At 29.6% G+C, this 22592-nt stretch carries 19 protein-coding genes and 1 tRNA gene; 15 read left to right on the plus strand and 5 right to left on the minus strand.

Translation table 11 applies throughout. The features are described from left to right. Positions 1–384: 384 nt before the first annotated feature. The 6 genes from L3J60_RS09780 to L3J60_RS09805 all read left to right on the plus strand — a co-directional run bounded on the left by L3J60_RS09780 (position 385) and on the right by L3J60_RS09805 (position 5954). Positions 385–1137 carry a hypothetical protein gene (locus L3J60_RS09780; protein WP_291975327.1) on the plus strand — a complete coding sequence of 251 codons (753 nt, stop codon included), beginning with the start codon at positions 385–387 and terminating at the stop codon, positions 1135–1137. Positions 1138–1201: 64 nt separating this feature from the next. Then, complete coding sequence (locus L3J60_RS09785) at positions 1202–1612, plus strand: hypothetical protein (protein WP_291975328.1); 411 nt, start codon at positions 1202–1204, stop codon at positions 1610–1612. Positions 1613–1645: 33 nt separating this feature from the next. Further along, the gene (locus L3J60_RS09790) at positions 1646–2608 is read left to right on the plus strand and encodes an OmpA family protein (RefSeq protein WP_291975329.1); all 963 of its coding nucleotides are present in this window, start codon (positions 1646–1648) and stop codon (positions 2606–2608) included. 246 nt (positions 2609–2854) lie between these two features. Further along, entirely contained in the window at positions 2855–3229 is a 375-nt protein-coding gene (locus L3J60_RS09795; RefSeq protein ID WP_291975330.1) for a hypothetical protein, read from the plus strand. 89 nt (positions 3230–3318) lie between these two features. Continuing rightward, positions 3319–3933 carry a hypothetical protein gene (locus L3J60_RS09800; RefSeq protein ID WP_291975332.1) on the plus strand — a complete coding sequence of 205 codons (615 nt, stop codon included), beginning with the start codon at positions 3319–3321 and terminating at the stop codon, positions 3931–3933. A gap of 26 nt (positions 3934–3959) precedes the next feature. Next, positions 3960–5954 carry a hypothetical protein gene (locus tag L3J60_RS09805; protein WP_291975333.1) on the plus strand — a complete coding sequence of 665 codons (1995 nt, stop codon included), beginning with the start codon at positions 3960–3962 and terminating at the stop codon, positions 5952–5954. 111 nt (positions 5955–6065) lie between these two features. On the opposite strand, the gene rluF is transcribed toward L3J60_RS09805, so the two are convergent. Both rluF and L3J60_RS09815 read right to left on the minus strand, forming a co-directional pair. Then, a complete protein-coding gene (rluF, locus tag L3J60_RS09810; protein WP_291975334.1) occupies positions 6066–6881 on the minus strand; it encodes a 23S rRNA pseudouridine(2604) synthase RluF in 816 nt (271 codons plus the stop codon). A gap of 140 nt (positions 6882–7021) precedes the next feature. Next, positions 7022–8062: a Fic family protein gene (locus L3J60_RS09815; protein ID WP_291975335.1), complete on the minus strand. Its 1041-nt coding sequence runs from the start codon at positions 8060–8062 to the stop codon at positions 7022–7024. Between the two features lie 646 nt (positions 8063–8708). On the opposite strand from L3J60_RS09815, the gene L3J60_RS09820 reads away from it, so the two are divergent. From L3J60_RS09820 to L3J60_RS09830, 3 genes are all read left to right on the plus strand, one after another. Further along, positions 8709–8939, plus strand: coding sequence for a helix-turn-helix transcriptional regulator (locus L3J60_RS09820; protein ID WP_291975336.1), 231 nt, complete (start codon positions 8709–8711; stop codon positions 8937–8939). Then, positions 8926–9249: a HipA N-terminal domain-containing protein gene (locus L3J60_RS09825; RefSeq protein ID WP_291975337.1), complete on the plus strand. Its 324-nt coding sequence runs from the start codon at positions 8926–8928 to the stop codon at positions 9247–9249. Before L3J60_RS09820 ends, L3J60_RS09825 begins: the two co-directional genes overlap by 14 nt. A gap of 88 nt (positions 9250–9337) precedes the next feature. After that, the gene (locus L3J60_RS09830) at positions 9338–10201 is read left to right on the plus strand and encodes a HipA domain-containing protein (RefSeq protein ID WP_291975338.1); all 864 of its coding nucleotides are present in this window, start codon (positions 9338–9340) and stop codon (positions 10199–10201) included. A gap of 256 nt (positions 10202–10457) precedes the next feature. Here L3J60_RS09830 and L3J60_RS09835 read toward each other — a convergent pair. After that, positions 10458–10542 (minus strand) — tRNA-Ser (locus tag L3J60_RS09835). Positions 10543–10653: 111 nt separating this feature from the next. Between L3J60_RS09835 and L3J60_RS09840 the strand changes: the two genes are divergently transcribed. Continuing rightward, positions 10654–11406: a sulfite exporter TauE/SafE family protein gene (locus L3J60_RS09840; protein ID WP_291975339.1), complete on the plus strand. Its 753-nt coding sequence runs from the start codon at positions 10654–10656 to the stop codon at positions 11404–11406. Positions 11407–11442: 36 nt separating this feature from the next. Beyond that, complete coding sequence (aroC, locus tag L3J60_RS09845; RefSeq protein ID WP_291975340.1) at positions 11443–12492, plus strand: chorismate synthase; 1050 nt, start codon at positions 11443–11445, stop codon at positions 12490–12492. A gap of 9 nt (positions 12493–12501) precedes the next feature. Here aroC and L3J60_RS09850 read toward each other — a convergent pair whose 3' ends face one another. Both L3J60_RS09850 and gltB read right to left on the minus strand, forming a co-directional pair. Beyond that, positions 12502–13959 carry a glutamate synthase subunit beta gene (locus L3J60_RS09850; RefSeq protein WP_291975341.1) on the minus strand — a complete coding sequence of 486 codons (1458 nt, stop codon included), beginning with the start codon at positions 13957–13959 and terminating at the stop codon, positions 12502–12504. 2 nt (positions 13960–13961) lie between these two features. Then, positions 13962–18467 carry a glutamate synthase large subunit gene (gltB, locus tag L3J60_RS09855; protein ID WP_291975342.1) on the minus strand — a complete coding sequence of 1502 codons (4506 nt, stop codon included), beginning with the start codon at positions 18465–18467 and terminating at the stop codon, positions 13962–13964. A 310-nt stretch (positions 18468–18777) separates the two neighbouring features. On the opposite strand from gltB, the gene L3J60_RS09860 reads away from it, so the two are divergent. From L3J60_RS09860 to L3J60_RS09875, 4 genes are all read left to right on the plus strand, one after another. Further along, positions 18778–19197, plus strand: a complete 420-nt coding sequence (locus tag L3J60_RS09860) for a helix-turn-helix domain-containing protein (protein ID WP_291975343.1) — start codon at positions 18778–18780, stop codon at positions 19195–19197. Between the two features lie 119 nt (positions 19198–19316). Next, positions 19317–20522: a hypothetical protein gene (locus tag L3J60_RS09865; protein ID WP_291975344.1), complete on the plus strand. Its 1206-nt coding sequence runs from the start codon at positions 19317–19319 to the stop codon at positions 20520–20522. Positions 20523–20533: 11 nt separating this feature from the next. Then, the gene (locus L3J60_RS09870) at positions 20534–20788 is read left to right on the plus strand and encodes a DUF4212 domain-containing protein (protein WP_291975345.1); all 255 of its coding nucleotides are present in this window, start codon (positions 20534–20536) and stop codon (positions 20786–20788) included. 21 nt (positions 20789–20809) lie between these two features. After that, on the plus strand, positions 20810–22516 hold the full coding sequence (locus L3J60_RS09875) for a sodium:solute symporter family protein (RefSeq protein WP_291975346.1): 1707 nt from the start codon (positions 20810–20812) through the stop codon (positions 22514–22516). Positions 22517–22592: the final 76 nt, after the last annotated feature.

Below are 22592 nucleotides of genomic sequence, written 5' to 3' on the forward strand. Positions count from 1 at the left end.
TACTACTTGATGTCATTGATGTAAATTATTGATTATCAGTATAATATACAAATAATTAATAACTTTGACAACTATAAATCAACTGATTATCTAGCTTTTATCAAAGAAAAAGTGTGAGTTTGCCCTGGTGTTATTACAAATAAAATAAAGTGTCTGATAATTATCATAATAATTTTCATAAAAAGTATATATATTTGATTTATTCTAATAATTTATTTAAAAACTTCTGAAGGTAAGGATTAGGATTGATTAGGAACGGAAAAAAACTTCACCCTTTTTTATATAAATCAAAATAATTTTAAAATTAGAACAAATTAGATTTTGACTATTGAGAATTAAAAACAATTAAATAATTTATAATAAATTTTAATTATCTCGAATCTTATGAAAACAAAACTTTTTTTGATTATTACCTTAATTTCATTTACCAAATTAATAAGTCAACAAGAAAAAAGAATAGCGGTAAAAGATAGTGTTGAAATTACCTATCAGTTACTTCTTAAAGGACATTCTTCTAAAAAAGATAAATACATATTAATAGTAAATGCAATTAATAAAAGTAATACAGATAAATTTTATACTGCCCCTATGGCTAAAAGTGCTAGAGAAGGTCATGTAACTGCAACTCAATCAGGAGACTCTGGATTTACAAGAATAAAAGTAAGAAATTCAACTGGTCTTTTTGGAAATGGAGCTTCTATAAAAGGAGAATTTACGGATTTAATAACTACCGATAATGAAGCTATTTACGTTATAAGAAAAGGAGATATTTATACTCAAGAAACTTCATTTAGAGTTTTGCGAGGCGATATTCCTTTAATTACTAACACTTTTACAAAGATATTTGAGGATTTATCAAGGTATGATTTAAGGCTAACTCCTAAAATGATAAATGGCGATTATGTTTCAAATTGCGGAAATATTAGATTGAATTTAAATACCTCAAAAGACGAAACAGGAAGAGATATTGTTATTCAAACAATTAACGGAAAACAATTTATTTGGATTAGAAGATCAGAAGATACTTTTGTAAGAAAAAACAATTGTAATGAAGCTACTTTAACATTTAATAAAACCACTAATTCTTTTCAGTATAGTACTGTAGATGGTGTTTATTGTGATTGGGTTAAAGATTAGCAAAAATTATTTATATCAATTAAGAAAAATCATATATAATTATAAATAAAACAAAAATAAAGTAATGAAAAAAGCAACAACAATAATTCTAATTATTTCCACAGTTCTGTCATGGTCTTGTAATAATTCAAAACAAAAGAAAGATAAAAAAGAAATAAGTACTCATCAAACAATTGCCAAATCTGATATAATAGGAGAATGGAAATGTATTGACATTACAGATGGAGACACTCATATGGATAATATTGCTAAAATGCAGGCACGTCTTGTTTTTAAAGATGATAATTCAATTTTTTCGAAGATGCCATTACCTGATGGAAGTGAGGTAGCACAAAAAGTGGGTTCATACCAAATAAAAGATAAAAAAATTGTATCTAAGTTTTTTGAAAATAGTCCATTCTTACAAAATGGAAAGTTAATTATAGTTTATCCTGATCAAGATAGTAAGTGGGTTTATGAAAAAGTAAAAAAATAAATAGATATTATTATATATTAAGTACAAATAAAAATGAAAACAAAATCAATTTTTACGGCAATAATGCTAATAGCATTAACAAGTACAACTATTTTTGCACAAAGAAAAACAGATATTAAAGGAGCAAAAGACTATCCTTTAGTTTCAAGATTTGAAGGCTCTATAATTCAATATTATAAAGCAACTAAATGGGATACCTACAAGTTGCCCGTTTTTAAAGATAATACTAAGGAGCCAAATTATAAAACTCCACTTATTTTAGAAGGAAAAATTATGCGTTGGCAATATTCAGTTGCTCCAGATAATAACCCATCCTACATAATGAAAAACTACGAAACTGCTTTCAAAAAAAATGGATATAAAATATTATTAGAAGGAAAACCTGGAGAAGATTTTGAAGAAGGTCCAGCTAGTTTTCAAGGCGACTATTATGGTAATCTTAAATTAGATAAGTTTGGATTTGCATATAATCCTATTGGAAATCATAAAGCAATAATTATTGCCAAAACAACTAATGATGGAAAAGATATTTACATTGTTGAAGTAATAAGCGATTTTACAAATACAACTTTTATTACCCAAGATATTATTGAAGTTGAAGCCGCAGAAACAGGAAAAGTAACTGCAAAAAACATATCAAAAGGCATTACTTCCAAAGGTCATATAGCTATTTATGATATTCATTTTGATACCGCAAAATCTGAAATAAAACCTGAATCTACAGAAGCTATAAAAAATATTGCAGAATATTTAAATAACAATCCTGATATAAAAATTTTAATTGTAGGTCATACAGATAATGTTGGAGATTTTGATGCAAATATAAAATTATCACTAGAACGTGCTAAAGCAGTAAAGGATGTGCTAGTAAATAATTACGGCATTGAAGTTAATCGTTTAAAAGCCTATGGAGATGGTTCAACAGCACCAGTAGCTAGTAATGCTACAGATACAGGAAAAGCTAAAAACCGAAGAGTAGAAATTGTTGAACAATAAATAATATAGCAGATTGCTGCAAATAGTATAAGATATACCCGTTGCATTATGATAAAATTTCGTCAATTCGAGTGAATTTTAACCTTTTTAGGCTTAAAATTAGTATCAAGAATAGGTTTTTTATTTAAAAACAACTTCTCGATGCAATTTTTATCAAAAATTATTCGAACAGATCTGATAGTATGGTTAAAGAGTCAAAATGCACAAAGAGTAAGATATATATTAATTAATAAAAGAATTTTAAAAATGAAAAAAGTAACATTAGCCTTGTTTACAATTACAATTATGATGTTTGCCCAATCTTGTAATCAAAGTCAGAAAAAAAATGAAAAATTAAACACAAAAGAAAAAGGTATCACAAAAGTCAAAGTAACAAAAACTCAAAGCTTATCTGGCGACTATGTTTGTACAGAACATTGGAATAAGGATTTGATAGGAAATACTAAAATGACATTTACCAAGGATTCTGTAAGTTTTGCAGGAGTAGCCAACACCACCTATCGCATAAAAGGTGACAGCCTGTTTATTGATATGCACAGATATGAAATGGGATTTGTTATTAATGGAAACACTTTAACTACAACAGGCAACGCCGGAAAAGTTTCTTATACTAAAAAATAATAGTTGATTTTTAAAAATTATTAAAGACGTAAAGAATAAATTTAACCTAATAACTTTACTTAAATAATATCTTAAATAGATAATTAAAAATGAAAAAAGTAACATTAATTTTAATTGTGTTTTCAACTTTTGCATTTTTTTCTTGTGGAGATAGTGCGAATAGTAATTCATCTAACAAAGAGAAAAAAACAACAGAAAAAACAAATCAATTAAAACAAAATCAAAAAAAAGATCAAGTTTATAAATATGCCAAAGATGAATATTTAAAAGATATTGATTTTAAAGCTAAAGAAAATAAATTTTCAACAGCAGACTGGGAGCGAATCTCAAAAACATGCAATGCTTTTGATGCGTTTAAAAAAACAATAAAGAATAGACCTTTGAGCAAGGATAATTTAGAAACATTCTTTAAAAATCAAGGATATAAAGATTATCAGGCAGGCAAAGATGACATTTATTTATTTTCAGGTTTGTATAAAATAGTAGTAGGATTTCCAAATGAGTTGGGAATTTTAAAAACTATAAAAAAACTTTATAGCAAGGAAGAATATGAAAAAGCTTGTAACAGCACTGCTGATATATATAATGAAAATGGATTAACAGCAGAAGACGTAAAAAATATAGAGAAAAATAAAAGGATAATCAACAAAGCTGGTTTGATAAAAATATCAATTGAAGCAGTAGAAGCATTAAATAATAAATAGTTAATTTATAACAAAAGAGTATTCATTTGATTTCTTTAAAAAAACAATTTAAACCTTTTACTAAAGAAGCAAAAGAGTGTTGGTTTTTATTAATCATGTCTTTTATTTCTTTCGGTATTTTAGTCTTTTTAAATCTCTATATTGCTTATGAAGCTATAAAATATTTTATTGGAGATGGATGGTCATTTCTTGGAGGATTAATAATATTAATGTCTTATGTTATAACCATACCGCTACTTATATTTTCTGTTATATCAATCCGCTTAATCCGTAAAAATCATAAAAAGAAATATATTTTCCCCGTTTTTTTAGGGATTTCAGGAACGTTAATTGGGCTAATTTTACATAACGCTACGGAATTATGGATATATATTATAGCAATTAGTATTCTTTTGCTTGCATCATGTTTTGTATGTAAAAAAACAAAAAAACACAATAAGTGTAAAAAGAAAAATACCCCAATAATAGATGATAATATTGCTCCAAATTCAAATAAACAAATTTCAAAAAAGCATATTAGCACAAACAATAACGGAATACTTAAATTTTTAAAAGTTTTTCAAATAGTTGGGTTGGGCTTATTGTTTATAATAGCGGCTTACTTTGTTGTTAGCTTTTTAACACCAAAAAAGGTAGTTGAAACCAGCGAGTATGGTGTTTATTATGCAATATTCAGTTTATTAATTTTCATTTTACACCTTATTGTAACTATAGCTTTTTTTAAAAAGAAACAATGGGCGTTAAATTTTAAATATATTGAGAGTTACATCCTTTTAATAGTTGTTTTTTTAATTTTTATTTCAGCTATAATAACAGAGGGATTATCTTTTTCTAAAAGTTTTCTTTTAATAGTAATTATTTTTACTTTGTTGATGCTATTTTTTGGCTATTTAATAAAGAGCTATAAAAAGCTGAAAAAGTCAAAATCGTTCTCTATTTTGTTAGCTGCTATTTTAATATTCTGTTTTTTTTCACCCAATACTTTATCAGCACAAGAGAATAATAAAATGCAGGAACTTTATCTACTGGATAAAAGTGATTTTAATAACTATGTTGAATTTATGTCTGATGACATAAAGGATTTTTTCAATCCACAAAAATCATCACAATATCCTTCTGTGAACTTATTTGATGGTTATTTAAAAACTTGTTGGGTAGTTGGTTATGCTAAAACAGGTAAACATTCTGCACTCTATGTTAAATTACCAACCCAAATCAATCTTGATAAAATTATACTAAATATTTTTTCTGGATATGGTAAAAGTGAAGCACTTTATTATAAAAATACCCGTCCAAAAAAACTTAAAATAGCTATATTCTCGGCATTCTATCCTAGTGGTTGTAGTACTGAAGTAGCTAATTTATATCTTATTAAAAGATATCCTGTTTTAAATAATATTGTGTTAAAAGACACTTTTGGAGTACAATCTATTCCTTTAAATTTAGATAAAAATGGCCTGCTAGATTTTCAAAAGAAAAGCTTAAAAGATTGTAGCTCTTTTTCCGGTAAAAATTATGAAAGATTAAAAGCTGACCAGCAGACTGTATTTACACCCTCATTTATCATAAAATTAGAGATAGAAGATGTTTATAAAGGAAATAAATATGATGATATTTGTATTTCAGAAATATTTTTTAATGATAGATTTGTTACAGAATATCCTAATAAATATAATCAAATTAAAGATGTATATATAAATGATGATAATATTCTGTTAGCTGATTATGCAGATAAAAAAGGGGTAATTATTTGTAAAGATACAACATCAGTTTTTACTATGGTTGATTGGGTAAAAAATACAAATTGGGCTATATTACATTATATTCCGAATAATACCCAAGGTGATGGCTCACGAGTTGAAGAACTTTATTCCTTAATTGATTTAAAAAATAAAGAAATAGTTGATAAATTATTTCAAAAATATACAGGTGTTTCTTTAATATATCAAGTTATTGAAAAAAGTAAAGACGGAAAAGTTTTTATAGATAACGATGGGAAATATAAAATTGAATTAAAATAAATACGATTATCTGTAATTAGTAGTAATAAAGAACAGCGTCATGCGGAACCTGCCTACCAGCAAGGCAGGCTTGTTTCAGCATCTCATTTTCCATTTGATAGCCAGTAATTCTTATCGTTTAAATTTTCTTCTTTTTGAAGTGAACTCAGTATTTCGTTTAAAATTACTTTTCTTTTTACTATTATCTTTAGAAGCTTCTTCCGTTTTAGATGAAGTTGCAATCATACTATTTATTTGTTGCATTTCTTCACTGGTTAATTCACGCCAATCACCAATTTTTAACTTTCCTAAATTCACATTCATAATCCGGGTGCGTTTTAGTTTAGAAACAGTATAGTTTAAATAGTCGCACATCCTTCTAATTTGCCGGTTTAAACCTTGGGTTAATGTAATTTTGAAAGTATAATTATTTAATTTTTCAACTAAACATTTTTTGGTAACTGTACCCAAAATAGGAATTCCATTCCTCATTTTTTGAATAAAAGAATCTGTAATTTTTTGATTAACAGTTACCACATATTCTTTTTCATGATTGTTGCCAGCACGTAAAATTTTATTTACAATATCACCATCATTTGTTAAAAAAATTAATCCTTCAGAAGGTTTATCTAACCTTCCAATAGGAAAAAGCCGTTTAGGGTAATTTATATAGCTTATTATGTTATTTTTTTCTTTTGAATCTGTAGTGCATACAATTCCAATAGGCTTATTAAAAGCAATGTATAATGTTTTTGGCTTTGCTTGTAAAAGTTTTCCATTAATTCTAATTTCATCACCATCAAATACACGATTACCTAATTGAGTTGGTTTACCGTTAATGGAAACTTGACCACTAATTATTAATTTTTCAGCTTCTCTACGTGAGCAAATCCCAGTACTGCTGATGAACTTATTTAGGTTTATAGAAATATCATTTGTGTTTTTCACTACAAGTATTTTTGTGCTACGAAATTACTAATTAAATTAAGTATTAGCAATAAGAGATATAGCTGAAGTAGCAAAATGTTCAACAACTACAGTTGTAAAAGTAAAAAAGGTTATGAAAGCAAAAAAAATTCTATAATTGATTAGAAATAAGTGTTAACTGCAAATTCAAACTGATTTATAAAAATAGATTTAAATGCAGTAATATTATTTTGCTCATAAAATAATAACATTGCTTTTTTATACTCAATGGAGTCAATTGTTCTAAATGAAATTGGGCAGTAATTATTATTTATAAGTATGGCATTGCTAATTATTCTTGCAGTTCTTTTATTTCCATCACCAAATGCTTGTATGTAAGAAAGTAAAACAAGCGTAAGTAATGCTTTTTCAAATACGTTTTCTTTATCGTTTACCAAATTACACATATCTGTTAGTGCTTCTTTAATTTGATATTCATTATCTAAAGGTTTGTAATTTGTTCCAGAAATACCAATTCTTCGTTTTCTAATATTACGCTCTATTCCAAGGTCTTTTATTAATAAACTATGAATATCTTCAATCCTTGATGTTATTAAAGGGATTACATAGTTTTTATCATTAATTATAAAATCTAGCGTTTTTTTATGATTTAGAAGCATTATCGCATCATCTTTTGATTTTCCAGATGCAGTTTCTTTTTCTTTTAATAAACGTTCAGTTTCTAAAAGAGAATAAGTGTTTCCTTCTATTTGAGATGATTTCCAACTTAAGTCAATTGCTAATCGTTCAAGTTCATTATTGTATTCAATTTTCGATAAATTTGAAATATTTTCTTTATATTTTTTTTGAAGTTTTTGAAGCATTTTTAACTCTTCCGTAGTAAAAATGTTTACCTTATTTAATGTGTTTTTTAGTAAGTCAAAATTGAAACTATCTAATATTTTTCGCTCATCTATTTCTTTTTCAAAATAATTATTTAAATCAACGGGATAAAATAAATTATATGTTGAACTAATTAAGTATTTTCTTCCTTTTCCTTTTCCAGTTATTGAAATAAGATTTTTTTCTATTAATTTTGATAAAATCCGTTTTACAGTGGCATACCCTATTTCAATATCTAAACCATCAAAAACTTCTTTAGATGAAATTGAAGGATTTAATTTTACAAATTCAAGTGTTTTTTTACTTTTAAAATCTAACATAATTATACAAATTTATATTTTGTAGCTCATTTAAAATATAAATATAGCTCAAAAAATTAACAATTTGAGCTTTAAATTAAACATTAATGAGCTCAATATTATTTTTATTATCGTATTTGTAGCTCACAATATTTTAAAATAAAGCTCAATTAGATGTGGAAATGAGCCATAATCAAAGTTTTGGTGAGCTATACCTATAATTTTTTAAACTTACTAGGGGTAACACATAAGGTAACTGTCAAATGCGACTTTAAGTAGATTTTGAAGTTCTATGGATGCATTACAAACATTGAGCTTACAGTTGTACTATATTTTAGGGTAACGTATAGGGTAACTGAACTATTGCTTGTTGGTTTTAAAGAACTTTATTTATCAAATATACTTTTTTTGAAGATTTTATAAAGGTAATTCAAATATTTTAATAGTGTGTATTTATAGACAGTTAAGAATAGGAACTTATCTGGTTGAATTCAAGGATACCATTTAGATTTCTTAAACAATACCCTTAAGGGTATATTAATGATTCATTATCCTTATTTTATACCCATTCAGGTATTATTTAATGCCTTTCAAATATTTTTATACCCATTCGGGTATATATTTAAAAATAATTGCTATATTTGTACCCTGTAAGGTATAAAATAATATGAAAAATTTAGATTTAAATGAATTTGTTAGAGCAAAAAGAAAATCTTTAAGATTAACTCAAGTAGAACTTTCTGATAAATCTGGAGTTGGCTTAAGGTTTGTTAGGGAGTTAGAAAGAGGGAAAATTACATTAAGATTGGACAAGGTAAATCAAGTTTTAAAGTTATTTGGATATCAATTGGGGGCAGTTCAATTAAACAGAAATACTTTATTAGATGAAACGAGCTAAGATATATATGTACGACTTTTTGGCGGGGATACTTATTGAAGATGATGAAGGGTACCATTTTCAATATGAAAAAGAATATTTAAAAATGAGGAATTCTGAGCCTATTAGCTTGACATTGCCACTAACGGATAGCACCTATAATAATAAGGTTTTATTTCCATTCTTTGATGGCTTAATACCTGAAGGATGGTTGTTAGATATTGCTGAAAAAAATTGGAAAATTAATGTTCGAGATAGAATGAGTATTTTACTAGTAACTTGTAGAGATTGTATAGGGGCAGTTTCTGTTTATCCAATAGAAAATGAATAGGTGTTTTTATTGCTATAAAGAATTAAACAAGAGGGACGAGGGTTTTCCAGCCAATAAATTGGGTTACCATGTTTCGTGCAGTAAGAAAATGTTTGGAAAAGAAATTCCACCTAATTTTCCTTATGCTGAAGGGGATATAATGAAGTTAGCAGAACAAGTTATAAAGAGTCAAAAGACAATTACCGGGGTACAGCCTAAACTGTCTCTAGGCGTTCAGAAATTTAAAGAAAACAATACTATTGAACGATTTACTATAGTTGGAGTATTAGGCGAATATATATTAAAACCACAAACAGAAACATATAAAAATCTTCCAGAGATAGAAGATTTGACAATGCATCTTGCTGAAATAACTAAAATTAAAACAGTTAAACATTCATTAATTCGTTTAAAATCTGGTCAATTGGCATACATAACGAAAAGGATAGATAGGGCTAAAGGTAGAAAATTTCATATGGAGGACATGTGTCAATTGACTGAACGATTAACAGAACATAAATACAAAGGCTCATATGAGCAAATCGCTAAAGTGATAATTAAATATTCCGAGAACCCAGGTTTAGATGTTGTTAATTTTTATGAATTAGTTTTGTTTAGTTTTCTTACAGGAAATAATGATATGCACTTAAAAAACTTTTCACTTTTAAAGGATGAGAATTACAATTTATGCCCTGCCTATGATTTAGTCGCTTCAGAGTTGGTAGTTGAAGGAGATGATGAAGAACTAGCATTAAATTTGAACGGAAAAAAGAAAAAGTTGAAACTTAAAGACTTTGAAGAGGCAATGAAGAAAGCAAAAATTAATGATAAAGCTATAAGTAATATTTTTAAAAAAATGTCAAAATTCATACCGAGATGGCATGATTTTATTGAATTAAGTTTCTTATCTGACGAACTTAAATTAGAATATCATGAAATGATTGATTTAAAAGCCAAAAAAATAGGGGTATAAATTAACTTTAAGTGAGCTCTCTCAGTAATTTACCTTACTCTTTTATCAAATCTAATATATTTACATTATAAATAATTATGTAAATACTTCCCTCTCACTTCACCGAATAATTTGAAGCATGCTTGAATTGGATACACTATCTAAGCTATAAACCTAGTTTTGGAGTACATTGTTTTGCCTTCCAATATTGAAAACAGATACCGTCCAAAAAAGTGATGTAAAAAAAGAAGCCTCACATAAAATGCAAGGCTTTTAGCGGAGAATGAGGGATTCGAACCCCCGGAGGTGTGACCCTCAACAGTTTTCAAGACTGCCGCATTCGACCACTCTGCCAATTCTCCTTTAGCGTGGGCAAATATAAAACCCTTTTTTGTTTTGCTCAAATATTTTAAGTGTTTTTTTAAAAAATTATAATAGTTAATTTTGATTTACATTTGTAGTTTAATTTATTTATGGATTTAGTGTTTGAAATACTTCTATTAATTGGTGTAGGCTTCTTTGCGGGTATTATAAATACTATGGCAGGTGGGGGCTCTTTGTTGACTTTACCAATACTTATTTTTATTGGATTACCACCAAATATTGCTAATGGAACTAATAGAGTGGCAATTGTAGTTCAAAATATTTTCACAACGGTAGGTTTTAAAAGTAAAGGAATTAAAACATTTCCTTTTAGTATTTATGTAGGTTTATCAGCCTTAGTGGGTTCTGTAATTGGTGCACAAATAGCCGTGGATATAAAAGGAGAAGTATTTAATAAAATATTGTCGGTAGTAATGCTTTTAGTAGTTGGGTATATGGTTTTTACTTCTACTAAAAAGATTAAAAATGTATTAGAAAAAACTACAGGTAAACACTTTTGGTTAAGTATTTTTCTATTTTTCTTTGTTGGAATTTATGGAGGATTTATACAAGCTGGAGTTGGGTTCATAATGCTATTTATTTTATCTTCTGTCAATAATTTTTCATTAGTAAAAAGTAATGCAATTAAAGTAACTGTTGCATTGATTTATACCTTAGCCGCAGTTGTTATTTTTGCTTTGAATGATAAAATTAATTGGCAAGTTGGTCTTGAATTAGCAGTAGGAAATGCAATGGGTGGTTGGTTTGCAAGTAGATTATCAGTTAAAAAAGGGGATACTTTTGTGAAAAAATTTCTAATTTTAGCAGTTGTTATTTTAGCAATAAAACTTTGGTTTTACTAGTTGATTTCATTTACATTTGTTACTTAAATTAAATATATGGCAAATTCATTTGGAAAAATATTTACGTTAACCACTTTTGGAGAATCTCACGGAGAAGCAATAGGAGGTGTTATAGATGGTTGTCCTGCAGGAATTAAATTAGATTTTAAAGCTATTCAAAATGAAATGAATAGACGGAAACCTGGTCAATCTAAAATAGTAACACAACGTAAAGAACCTGATGAAGTACAATTTTTATCTGGTATTTTTGAAGGGAAAACAACTGGAACTTCTATTGGTTTTATTATAAAAAATACACATCAACGTTCCAATGATTATGCTCATATAAAAGATGCTTATCGACCATCACATGCCGATTATACTTACGATAAAAAATATGGGAATAGAGATTACCGTGGAGGCGGACGGACTTCTGCACGTGAAACTGCCAATTGGGTAGTTGGTGGAGCAGTTGCCAAGCAAGTTATCCCAAGTATAAAAATTAATGCTTTCACATCTTCCGTAGGAACTGTTTTTATGGAAAAACCTTATCAAGATGTAGATTTTGATAAAATTGAAAGTAACATTGTTCGTTGTCCTGATGAAGTAACTGCCGAAAAAATGATTGCTAAAATTAATGAAATAAAAAAACAAGGAGATACTATTGGTGGAACAGTTACTTGTGTAATTCAAAATGTCCCTGTTGGTTTAGGTGAACCTATTTTTGATAAATTACACGCACAATTAGGTAAAGCCATGCTTTCTATAAATGCAGTAAAAGGTTTTGAATATGGAAGTGGTTTTTGTGGAGCTAAAATGAAAGGGAGTGAACATAATGATATTTTTAATACTGATGGAACTACCAAATCAAATTTATCTGGTGGTATTCAAGGAGGTATAAGTAACGGAATGGACATATATTTTCGGGTAGCTTTTAAACCCGTTGCAACCATAATGCAAAAACAACAAACTATTAATAAAGCGGGAGATATTATAGAAATGCAAGGAAAAGGCCGTCACGATCCTTGTGTGGTTCCAAGAGCTGTGCCAATTGTAGAGGCTATGGCAGCTATGGTACTTGCGGATTTTATGTTGTTAAATAAATAATATTGTAAGTTATAAACTAGGCAAGTCTCCATTGCCCTTGGTTGGCAAACAGCTGTATCCCATTAAATATTCATCTACTTTACGGGCTGCTTCTCTACCTTCAGAAATAGCCCAAACAATTAAAGATTGTCCTCTACGCATATCACCTGCGGTAAAAATGTTAGGAATATTGGTTTGGTATTCGTTGCCAATATAATTACTTCTTGCATCAGTTTTTATACCAAGTTGTTTGCTTAAAGCGGCTTCTGGTCCGGTAAATCCTAAAGCTAATAAAACTAATTCGCAAGGCCAATTTTTTTCAGTTCCTTTAATTTCTTTTAATATTGGTCTTTTTCCAGATTCATAAATCCATTCAACATTTACTGTTTTTAAAGCTTTTAAAATACCGTTCTCATCTGCAATAAATTCTTTGGTTGAAATAAGCCAGTTTCTATCACAACCTTCTTCATGTGATGAAGTGGTTTTTAGTTTTAAAGGCCAAAAAGGCCAAGGTGTAGTTTCAGCTCTGTCAACTGGAGGTTTAGGCATAATTTCAAAATTAGTAACGGTTTTTGCTCCCTGACGATTTGCAGTACCTATGCAATCAGAACCGGTATCTCCACCGCCAATTACAATTACATTTTTATCGGTTGCTAAAATATCTTGTTCATTAAATGTAATACCAGCATTTCTTTTATTTTGTTGTTTTAAAAAGGTCATCGCTTGTATAACTCCCTTGCTATTAATTCCTTTCACAGGAATAGTTCTACGTTGGGTTGCACCTCCACAGAGTACAATTGCATCAAATACTTCTAATTTTTTAATGGAATAATTTACTCCAACATTAATGTTGGTGTAAAATTTAATTCCTTCTTCTTTTAAAAGGTCAATTCTTCTATCAATAATTTCTTTTTCTAGTTTAAAACTTGGAATTCCATAACGTAATAATCCTCCAATAGCATTATCGCGTTCAAAGACAGATACTAAATGTCCTGCTCTATTTAATTGTTGTGCCGTAGCTAATCCTGCAGGACCAGAACCAATAATTGCTATTTTTTTACCAGTTCTAATAGTTGGAGGTTGAGCTACAATCCAACCTTGTTTAAAACCTTTTTCAACAATATATTTTTCTAGTTGCTCTATGGTAATAGGTGGCTTTATAATTCCTAATACACAAGCTTGTTCACAGGGAGCAGGGCATAATCTTCCTGTAAATTCTGGAAAATTATTAGTGGAATGCAAAATTTCTAATGCTTTTTCCCATTTTCCTTTATGAACCATATCATTAAAATCGGGAATTAAATTTCCTAACGGACATCCGCTGTGACAAAATGGAACGCCACAATCCATACAACGCGAGCCTTGTTGTTCTACTTCCTTAGTTTTTAAAGGAATATTGAATTCCTTATAATTTTGAACTCTTTTTTTTATTGGAACATAGGCTTCATTTTTTCTTTCAAATTCTTTAAATCCTGTAATTTTGCCCATAATTATGCTGATATTTCTTTATTTATTAATTTTTCAATTGCATTTTTTTCTAATGCTTTTTTATAATCTGTTGGCATTATTTTTATAAAATGCGGGAGTTTGGTTTTCCAATGATCTAAAATGTTATAAGCTAATTCGCTATTTGTATATTTAAAATGATTTTTAATTAATTGCTTTAATTCTTTTTCATCCTTAGGAGTAATGGGTTCAAACTCTACCATTTCCATATTACATAGCCCATTTCTAAATTTATTTTTATCATCAAAAATATAAGCAATACCACCACTCATACCTGCAGCAAAATTTCTACCGGTTTTTCCTAAAATGACTACAATTCCGCCAGTCATATATTCACATCCGTGATCGCCAATACCTTCAACTACAGCTTTAGCACCAGAATTACGAACGCAAAAACGCTCTCCTGCAATTCCGTTAATATAAGCTTCACCATCGGTTGCTCCGTACAGAGAAACATTTCCTACAATAATATTTTCTTCTGAAGCAAATGTGGCTTCTTCAGGTGTTTTAATAATTAATTTTGCACCTGATAATCCTTTTCCTAAATAGTCATTGGTATTTCCATCAACTTGTAGCGTGAGTCCTTTGGTGGCAAAAGCACCAAAACTTTGTCCGGCTGAACCTGTAAATTTAATTTTAAGAGTATCTTCAGGTAAACCATTTTCGCCATATATTTTTGATAGTTCATTACTTAAAATTGCTCCAACACTTCTATCGGTGTTTTTTATAGGAAATTGATATTCCATTTTTTCTTTTCTATAAATAGCAGGATGAGCTTTTCTAATAATTTCAAAATCCAAAACATTTTCTAATCCGTGATCTTGTTTTTCAGTATTGTATAATGGTTTATTAGTTTTTGGTTTGTGCAATATTGAATTTAAATTTAATCCTTGTGCTTTATAATGTTCAATGGCTTTATTTGCGTCTATTTTTTGGGATTGACCAACCATTTCGTTAACCGTTCTAAACCCTAATTGAGCCATAATTCCTCTTAATTCTTTAGCTATAAAATACATGAAATTGATAACGTGTTCAGGAGTTCCTTTGAAGTTTTTACGTAATTCAGGATCTTGTGTTGCAATACCAACCGGACAAGTATTTAAATGACATTTACGCATCATAATACAGCCAGAGGCAACTAATGGAGCCGTGGCAAAACCAAATTCTTCAGCTCCTAATAGACATGCAATTGCTACATCACGTCCAGTTTTTAGTTGTCCGTCGCACTCTAAAACTATTCTATTTCTTAAATTATTTAAAACTAAAGTTTGTTGAGCTTCGGCAATACCTAATTCCCAAGGTAAACCAGTATGTTTTAATGAAGTTAATGGTGCAGCACCTGTACCGCCATCGTAACCTGAAATTAAGACTACATCAGCTTTAGCTTTTGCAACACCAGCGGCAATGGTTCCAACGCCAACTTTTGAAACTAACTTAACGTTAATTCTTGCATCTCTATTCGCATTTTTTAAATCGAAAATCAGTTGTGCTAAATCTTCAATAGAATAAATATCATGATGTGGAGGAGGAGAAATTAATCCTACATAAGGGGTGGATTTTCTGCATTCCGCAATCCAAGGTAAAACTTTTTCACCTGGAAGTTGCCCGCCTTCACCAGGTTTTGCACCTTGAGCCATTTTAATTTGAATTTCTTTTGCATTGGTTAAATAATTGGTTGAAACACCAAATCTACCCGATGCAACTTGTTTAATGGCACTGTTTCTACTATCGCCATTGGCATCTTTTCTAAAACGATTTTTGTTTTCTCCACCTTCACCAGAATTACTTTTTCCACCAATTCGGTTCATGGCAATGGCTAAATTTTCATGAGCCTCTTGACTAATAGAACCATAAGACATGGCTCCAGTTTTAAATCGTTTTACAATTTCAGTCCAAGATTCAACTTCCTCAATTGGGATAGGATCTAAATTGTTAAATTCAAATAAACCACGAAGCGTCATTAAATTTTTACTTTGCTGATTGATAGCTTTTGCATAAACTTCATAGCTTTCGTAACTATTTGTTCGTACAGCTTGTTGTAATTTAGCAACAGTTGTGGGATTGAACATATGTTGTTCACCATTTCTTCTCCATCTATAATCTCCACCAATTTTTAAACTTTTGCTTCCAGCAATTTCTTTGGAAGGAAAAGCATTTCTGTGACGCAAGAATATTTCTTTTTCAATTTCATATAATCCAACACCTTCAATTCTTGATGGTGTATTTGGAAAATATTCTTCAGTAAATTTACTGCTTAATCCTAAAATTTCAAAAATTTGAGATGCCCGATAAGAATGTAAGGTTGAAATTCCAATTTTATTCATAATTTTTAAAACTCCTTTAGCAATTGCTTTATTGAAGTTGTCAATAGCATCTGTTTTAGAAATTCCAGTAATTTCTTTTTCTTTGATTTGTTGATGAATAATTTCATTAATCATATATGGATTTATGGCACTTGCTCCATAACCAAAAAGGGTTGCAAAATGATGAGGTTCACGAGGTTCAGCCGATTCTATTACAATTCCAAAGCTAGATCGTTTTCCAAGTTTACCTAATTGATTTCCAATATATGAACACGCTAGAAGCATGGGGATAGGTCCTTTATTTTTAGCTACATTTCTATCGGATAAAATAATAATATTACAACCTTCTGAAACGGCTTTATAGGTTTGCTTAACCAAATTTTTTAATGCGGATTCAATTCCGTTTAATCCTTTTGTAATATCGTATAATGTTGATATAGAAACTGATTTGAAATCTGGGTGATTGATATTTTTTAATTTGTCGGTATCAGCATTTGAAATAACAGGATTTTGAATTTTTAGTTTTTTACACTGCTCTTCTGAGATCTCAAAAATGTTTTTATCTCCACCAATTGCTAAACTAAAATCAGTTACAATTTCCTCTCGAATTCCATCTAAAGGTGGGTTTGTAACTTGAGCAAATAATTGTTTAAAATAGTTATACAATAATTGTGGTTGATTAGATAAAACCGCTAAAGGTGTATCATTTCCCATAGAGCCAATAACCTCTTTTCCTTTTGTTGCCATTGGTAAAATGATATTATTTATTTCTTCAGAAGTATATCCAAATATTTTCTGACGTGTCAACAAATCCATTTTTTCTTTGGGCGTTTTATTTCCAGTATAAGGAATATCACTTAAGGTTAATAAATTTTTATTTAACCATGTTCTATAAGGTTTTTTGGTAACTATTTTTTGTTTTATTTCTTCATCATTAATAATCCTACCTTCATTCATATCTACTAAAAACATTTTACCAGGTTCTAAGCGTCCGTGGCTTAAAACATCTTCAGGTTTAATGTCTAAAACACCTGTTTCAGAAGCCATTATTAAATTACCATTTTTGGTAACGGTATATCTTGACGGACGTAAACCATTTCTATCTAATAAAGCACCAATATAATTTCCATCAGTAAACGGGATTGACGCTGGGCCATCCCAAGGTTCCATAATGCAGGAATTAAATTCGTAAAATGCTTTTTTATCATCCTTCATATAGGAATCTTTTTCCCAAGCTTCAGGAACCATCATCATCATAACTTCGGGTAATGAACGCCCAGTCATTAATAATAATTCTACTACCATATCCATTGTAGCAGAATCGGATTTTCCTTCTAAAATAATAGGAAATAATTTTTTAATATCATCTCCAAAAATGTCACTTTTCATTAATTCTTCACGAGCTTTCATTCGGTTTACGTTACCACGAAGTGTGTTTATTTCGCCGTTATGGCACATAAATCTGAAAGGTTGAGCCAAATCCCAAGAAGGAAAGGTATTTGTTGAAAATCGTTGATGTACTAATGCTAATCGGGTAACAACATCTGGATTTAATAAATCCGTGTAGTAATTTCTGATATCTTCAGGAATCAATAATCCTTTGTAAATAACCGTAGTTATAGATAAACTGGATACATAGAATTTTTTTCTATCTGATAATTTTGAGTTTTCAATGTTATGTTCTGCAATTTTTCTAGCGGCGAAAAGCTTGGCATTAAATTGATTGTCATTTAAATTTTGATTATTTTTACCAATAAAAACTTGTTCAATATCAGGCTCGTTTTTAGAAGCTAAATTCCCGAGATGCACTTTGTTAACGGGTACTTTTCTCCAACCTAAAACTTCTAAATTTTGATTTTCAATTTCTTTTTCAAATATGTTTCTGCAATAATTAAGTTGATTCTCTCTTTTAGGTAAAAATACCATTCCTACGGCATATTCTTTTGGTTCAGGTAATTTGAAGGAAGTATTTTTTACAAAAAAATCGTGAGGAATATCAATAAGTATTCCAGCTCCATCACCAGTTTTCCCATCAGAACTTACTGCACCTCTATGCTCAAGATTTATTAATATTTCTAAAGCATCGTGTATTATTGTATTTGATTTTTCGCCTTTTAGATTACAAATGAATCCTGCTCCACAATTATCTCTTTCAAATTCTGGTAAATAAAGCCCCTGTTTTTTCATTGTAAAATAATTTTAACAAATATCTAATAAAATACTTAAAATGTTAATTATATAATTTGAATATTACGAATACGTTGTAGTAAATGTAAATAAATGCATAAAAAAATATAAATATTACAATTGTATTATAATGATTTTTATTTGTTCTATATTGTTTTAAATAGATTATTGTGATTTTTTAAATTAAAGACTTTATAAGTGAGAAAAAATCAATTAATAGTTGTTAAAATTGATAACATGTTAAAAAAAAGTTTCTTTTTATAAGAAATATATTATGCTAAATTGATATATTTATGCAAAATTAATATATATGAAAATTAAATCTTGTCCAAACTGTGCTTCAACTGAATATGTAAAAAGCGGAATTATTAAAGAAAGACAGCGTTTTAAGTGTAAAAAATGCGGATATTTTTTTACGGTTAACAAAATTGGAAAACAAATTGATTCTTATTATGTTAATAAGGCATTGCAACTTTATTTAGAAGGACTGACCTACCGCGAAATTGAAAGAATATTAGGTATTTCACACGTTAGTATTATTAATTGGGTGAAAAAATATAATATAAAACGTCCTTATAGTTTTGAATATCATTCTACCTATAAAATTTTAAATGCTTCAGAATTAGCAAAATACTTTTCTGAAAATAAAAATCTTGTTGGTGCTGGTGTTATTGTTACCGAACTTGGTGATAAGTATATGTTAATTAGATGGGAACGATTTAAAGATTAACTATATCAATTTACACTAATATATATCAAATTTTATTTTTCCCATTATTATTTCCAACTTGTTGGTGTTAAAAATTTGTTTTTAGCATTAATCTATTTATTAACTAACCAATTATTCTTATGAAAAAACAACTAACCGTATTGTTAATCGCTTTTTTGGGATTAATAAACCACAGTTATGGTCAGACAAAAGATGCTGACCAAAAATTTGGAATTAAATGGCATGGTTTTGTTAAGGTTGATTACATGTTTGATTCACGTCAAACAGTAAATGCAAGAGAAGGTCACTTTCTTTTATTTCCTTCAGGGGAAAATATCGATATAGCAACTGGTGACGATTTAAATTCTCAAGCTAACTTTAACATTCTTGCAGTTCAAACTAGACTAACGGGAAAAATTACTGGTCCAGATTTTTTTGGAATGAAAACTTCTGGAGTTATTGAAGGTGCCTTTTTTGGACAATCAAATGCAAATATTAATAGTTTTAGACTACGGCATGCATTTATTAAATTATCAAACGACAAGATTGATATAATTTTGGGGCAATATTGGCATCCAATGTTTGTTACAGCTGTCTTTCCAGGAACTTATTCTTTTAACACAGGAGTTCCTTTTCAACCCTTTTCAAGAAATCCTCAGTTTAGGATAACTACTAAGGGTAATATTAGATTTATAGGTGTAATTTTTTCTGAACGAGATTTTGCAAGTAGAGGTCCAATAGGAACTACTTCAAAATATGTGCGCGATGCTGCAATACCACAACTACATGCCCAACTTCAATTTGGAGGAAAAGAATTTTTGGGTGGATTTGGAGTGAACTTAAAAACTTTAAGACCTGCTTTAGGAGCGGATAATGTATCAAATACAGCATTTATTGGTTATATGAAAACCAAGTTAGGTGCTGCAACCTTTAAATTAGAAGGCATATATGGCGAAAACATGTCTGACTTATTATCAATAAGTGGCATGGCTGAAGATACAAACGGAGGCTATACCTCTAATAAAACATTTTCTGTTTGGGGAGAAATAAGTGGAAGTAAAGAACATTTTGAATGGGGATTGTTCTCAGGATATACTAAAAATGACGGTTTTAAAGATGCTGTTGCTGTAGGAACCCCAATCTATGGTTTAGCTCCTACAATGGATTACGTATTTAGAGTTTCACCAAGAATAGGATGGAAATCAGGAAAAATGAAATTAGGGGTTGAATTAGAATACACTTCTGCTCAATATGGAAAAATTGATTTGGATGGTAAAAGTATTACCTCTTCAGGTGATGCCGTAAATAATTTTAGAACATTAGTAACTGCAGTTTATGCATTTTAAAAATTTAAATTATGTCAAAAGAAAAAATGAAAGCATACTGGAAAGAAAACCTTAAATATTTGGCAATACTGTTAAGTATTTGGTTTTTAGTTTCGTATGTATTTGGAATCTTTTTAGTAGATCAATTAAATACTATCAGATTTGCGGGCTTTAAACTTGGTTTTTGGTTTGCACAACAAGGGTCAATGTACGTGTTTGTTATCTTAATTGTCGTTTATGTAAAATTAATGAACAAATTGGATAAAAAATATGGAGTTGATGAATAATAATTATAAAAAATATAAATTATGGGAATATTAGCATGGACTTGGATACTTGTTGGAGTTAGTTTTGCAATATATATAGGTGTTGCAATTTGGGCAAGAGCAGGAACTTCAAAAGAATTTTATATAGCTGGAGGTGGTGTACATCCTGTTTTAAATGGTATGGCTACAGCAGCCGACTGGATGTCGGCAGCATCATTTATCTCTTTAGCTGGGATTGTATCTTTTACAGGATATGATGGAGCTGTTTATTTAATGGGATGGACTGGTGGTTATGTGCTTTTAGCATTATTATTAGCACCATATTTAAGAAAATTTGGAAAATTTACAGTACCCGATTTTATTGGGGATAGATATTATTCAAATACCGCACGTGTAGTTGCTGTTTTAGCGGCTTTAATAGTTTCATTTACATACGTTGCAGGGCAAATGCGTGGTGTGGGAATTGTATTTTCAAGATACTTGGAAGTAGATATTAATACTGGAGTATATATTGGTATGGCAATAGTATTATTTTATGCAGTTTTAGGTGGTATGAAAGGAATTACTTATACACAAGTAGCACAATATTGTGTGTTAATTTTTGCTTTTATGGTTCCTGCAATTTTTATATCAATTCAAATGACAGGAAACCCAATTCCTCAATTAGGTTTTGGTAGTGCTGGTCATGATGGGGTCTATTTATTGGATAAATTGGATGGATTATCTAGAGAATTAGGTTTTACAGAATATACTTCAGGTAGTAAAAGTATGATGGATGTATTTGCCATAACTTTTGCACTAATGGTTGGTACAGCTGGTTTACCTCATGTTATTGTGCGTTTTTTCACAGTACCTAAAGTTAAAGATGCTAGAGTTTCTGCAGGTTGGGCTTTATTTTTTATTGCCATTCTTTATACAACGGTACCTGCAGTAGCAGTTTTTGCAAGAACAAATTTAATTGAAACAGTAAGTAATAAAAAATATGATAAAATGCCTGCGTGGTTTGGTAATTGGGAGAAAACAGGCTTGTTGAAATTTGATGACAAAAATGGTGATGGTAAAATACAATACGTTGCAAATAAGGCTAAAAATGAATTATATATTGACCGTGATATTATGGTTTTAGCAAATCCTGAAATTGCAAATTTACCAAATTGGGTTGTTGCCTTAGTTGGAGCCGGAGGTTTAGCCGCAGCTTTATCTACCGCAGCAGGATTGTTATTGGTTATTGCATCTTCTATTTCGCATGATCTTATTAAGAAAATTATAAAACCTAGCATTTCTGAAAAAGGTGAATTAATTGCAGCTCGTATAAGTGCGGCTGTAGCAGTTGTTGTTGCTGGTTATTTTGGAATACATCCACCAGGTTTTGTGGCGGCTGTTGTGGCACTCGCCTTTGGTTTAGCTGCTGCTTCATTTTTCCCTGCCATTATACTTGGTATTTTTGATAAAAGAATGAATAAAGAAGGTGCTATTACAGGGATGATAGTAGGTCTTTCATTAATGGTGTGGTATATGCTGAAATTCAAATTTGGATTATTTGATGGAGGAAAATCAGCAGTTGGAGCTCTTAAATCTGGCTGGTGGTTCGGAATTTCACCAGAAGGCTTTGGAACGATTGCCATGTTTGTCAATTTAGTTATTTCATTGGTTGTTTCTAGAATGACTCCACCGCCACCACAAGACGTTCAAGATATTGTTGAACATATCAGAATTCCATCTGGAGTAGGAGAAGCGAGTAAACATTAATTAATAGTTAGTATAAAAAACAGTGCTATAAGATTTTTATAGCACTGTTTTTATTATATTTAAAACTGAAATTAAT

The sequence above is a fragment of the Lutibacter sp. genome, from assembly GCF_021647475.1.
GTDB lineage: Bacteria > Bacteroidota > Bacteroidia > Flavobacteriales > Flavobacteriaceae > Lutibacter.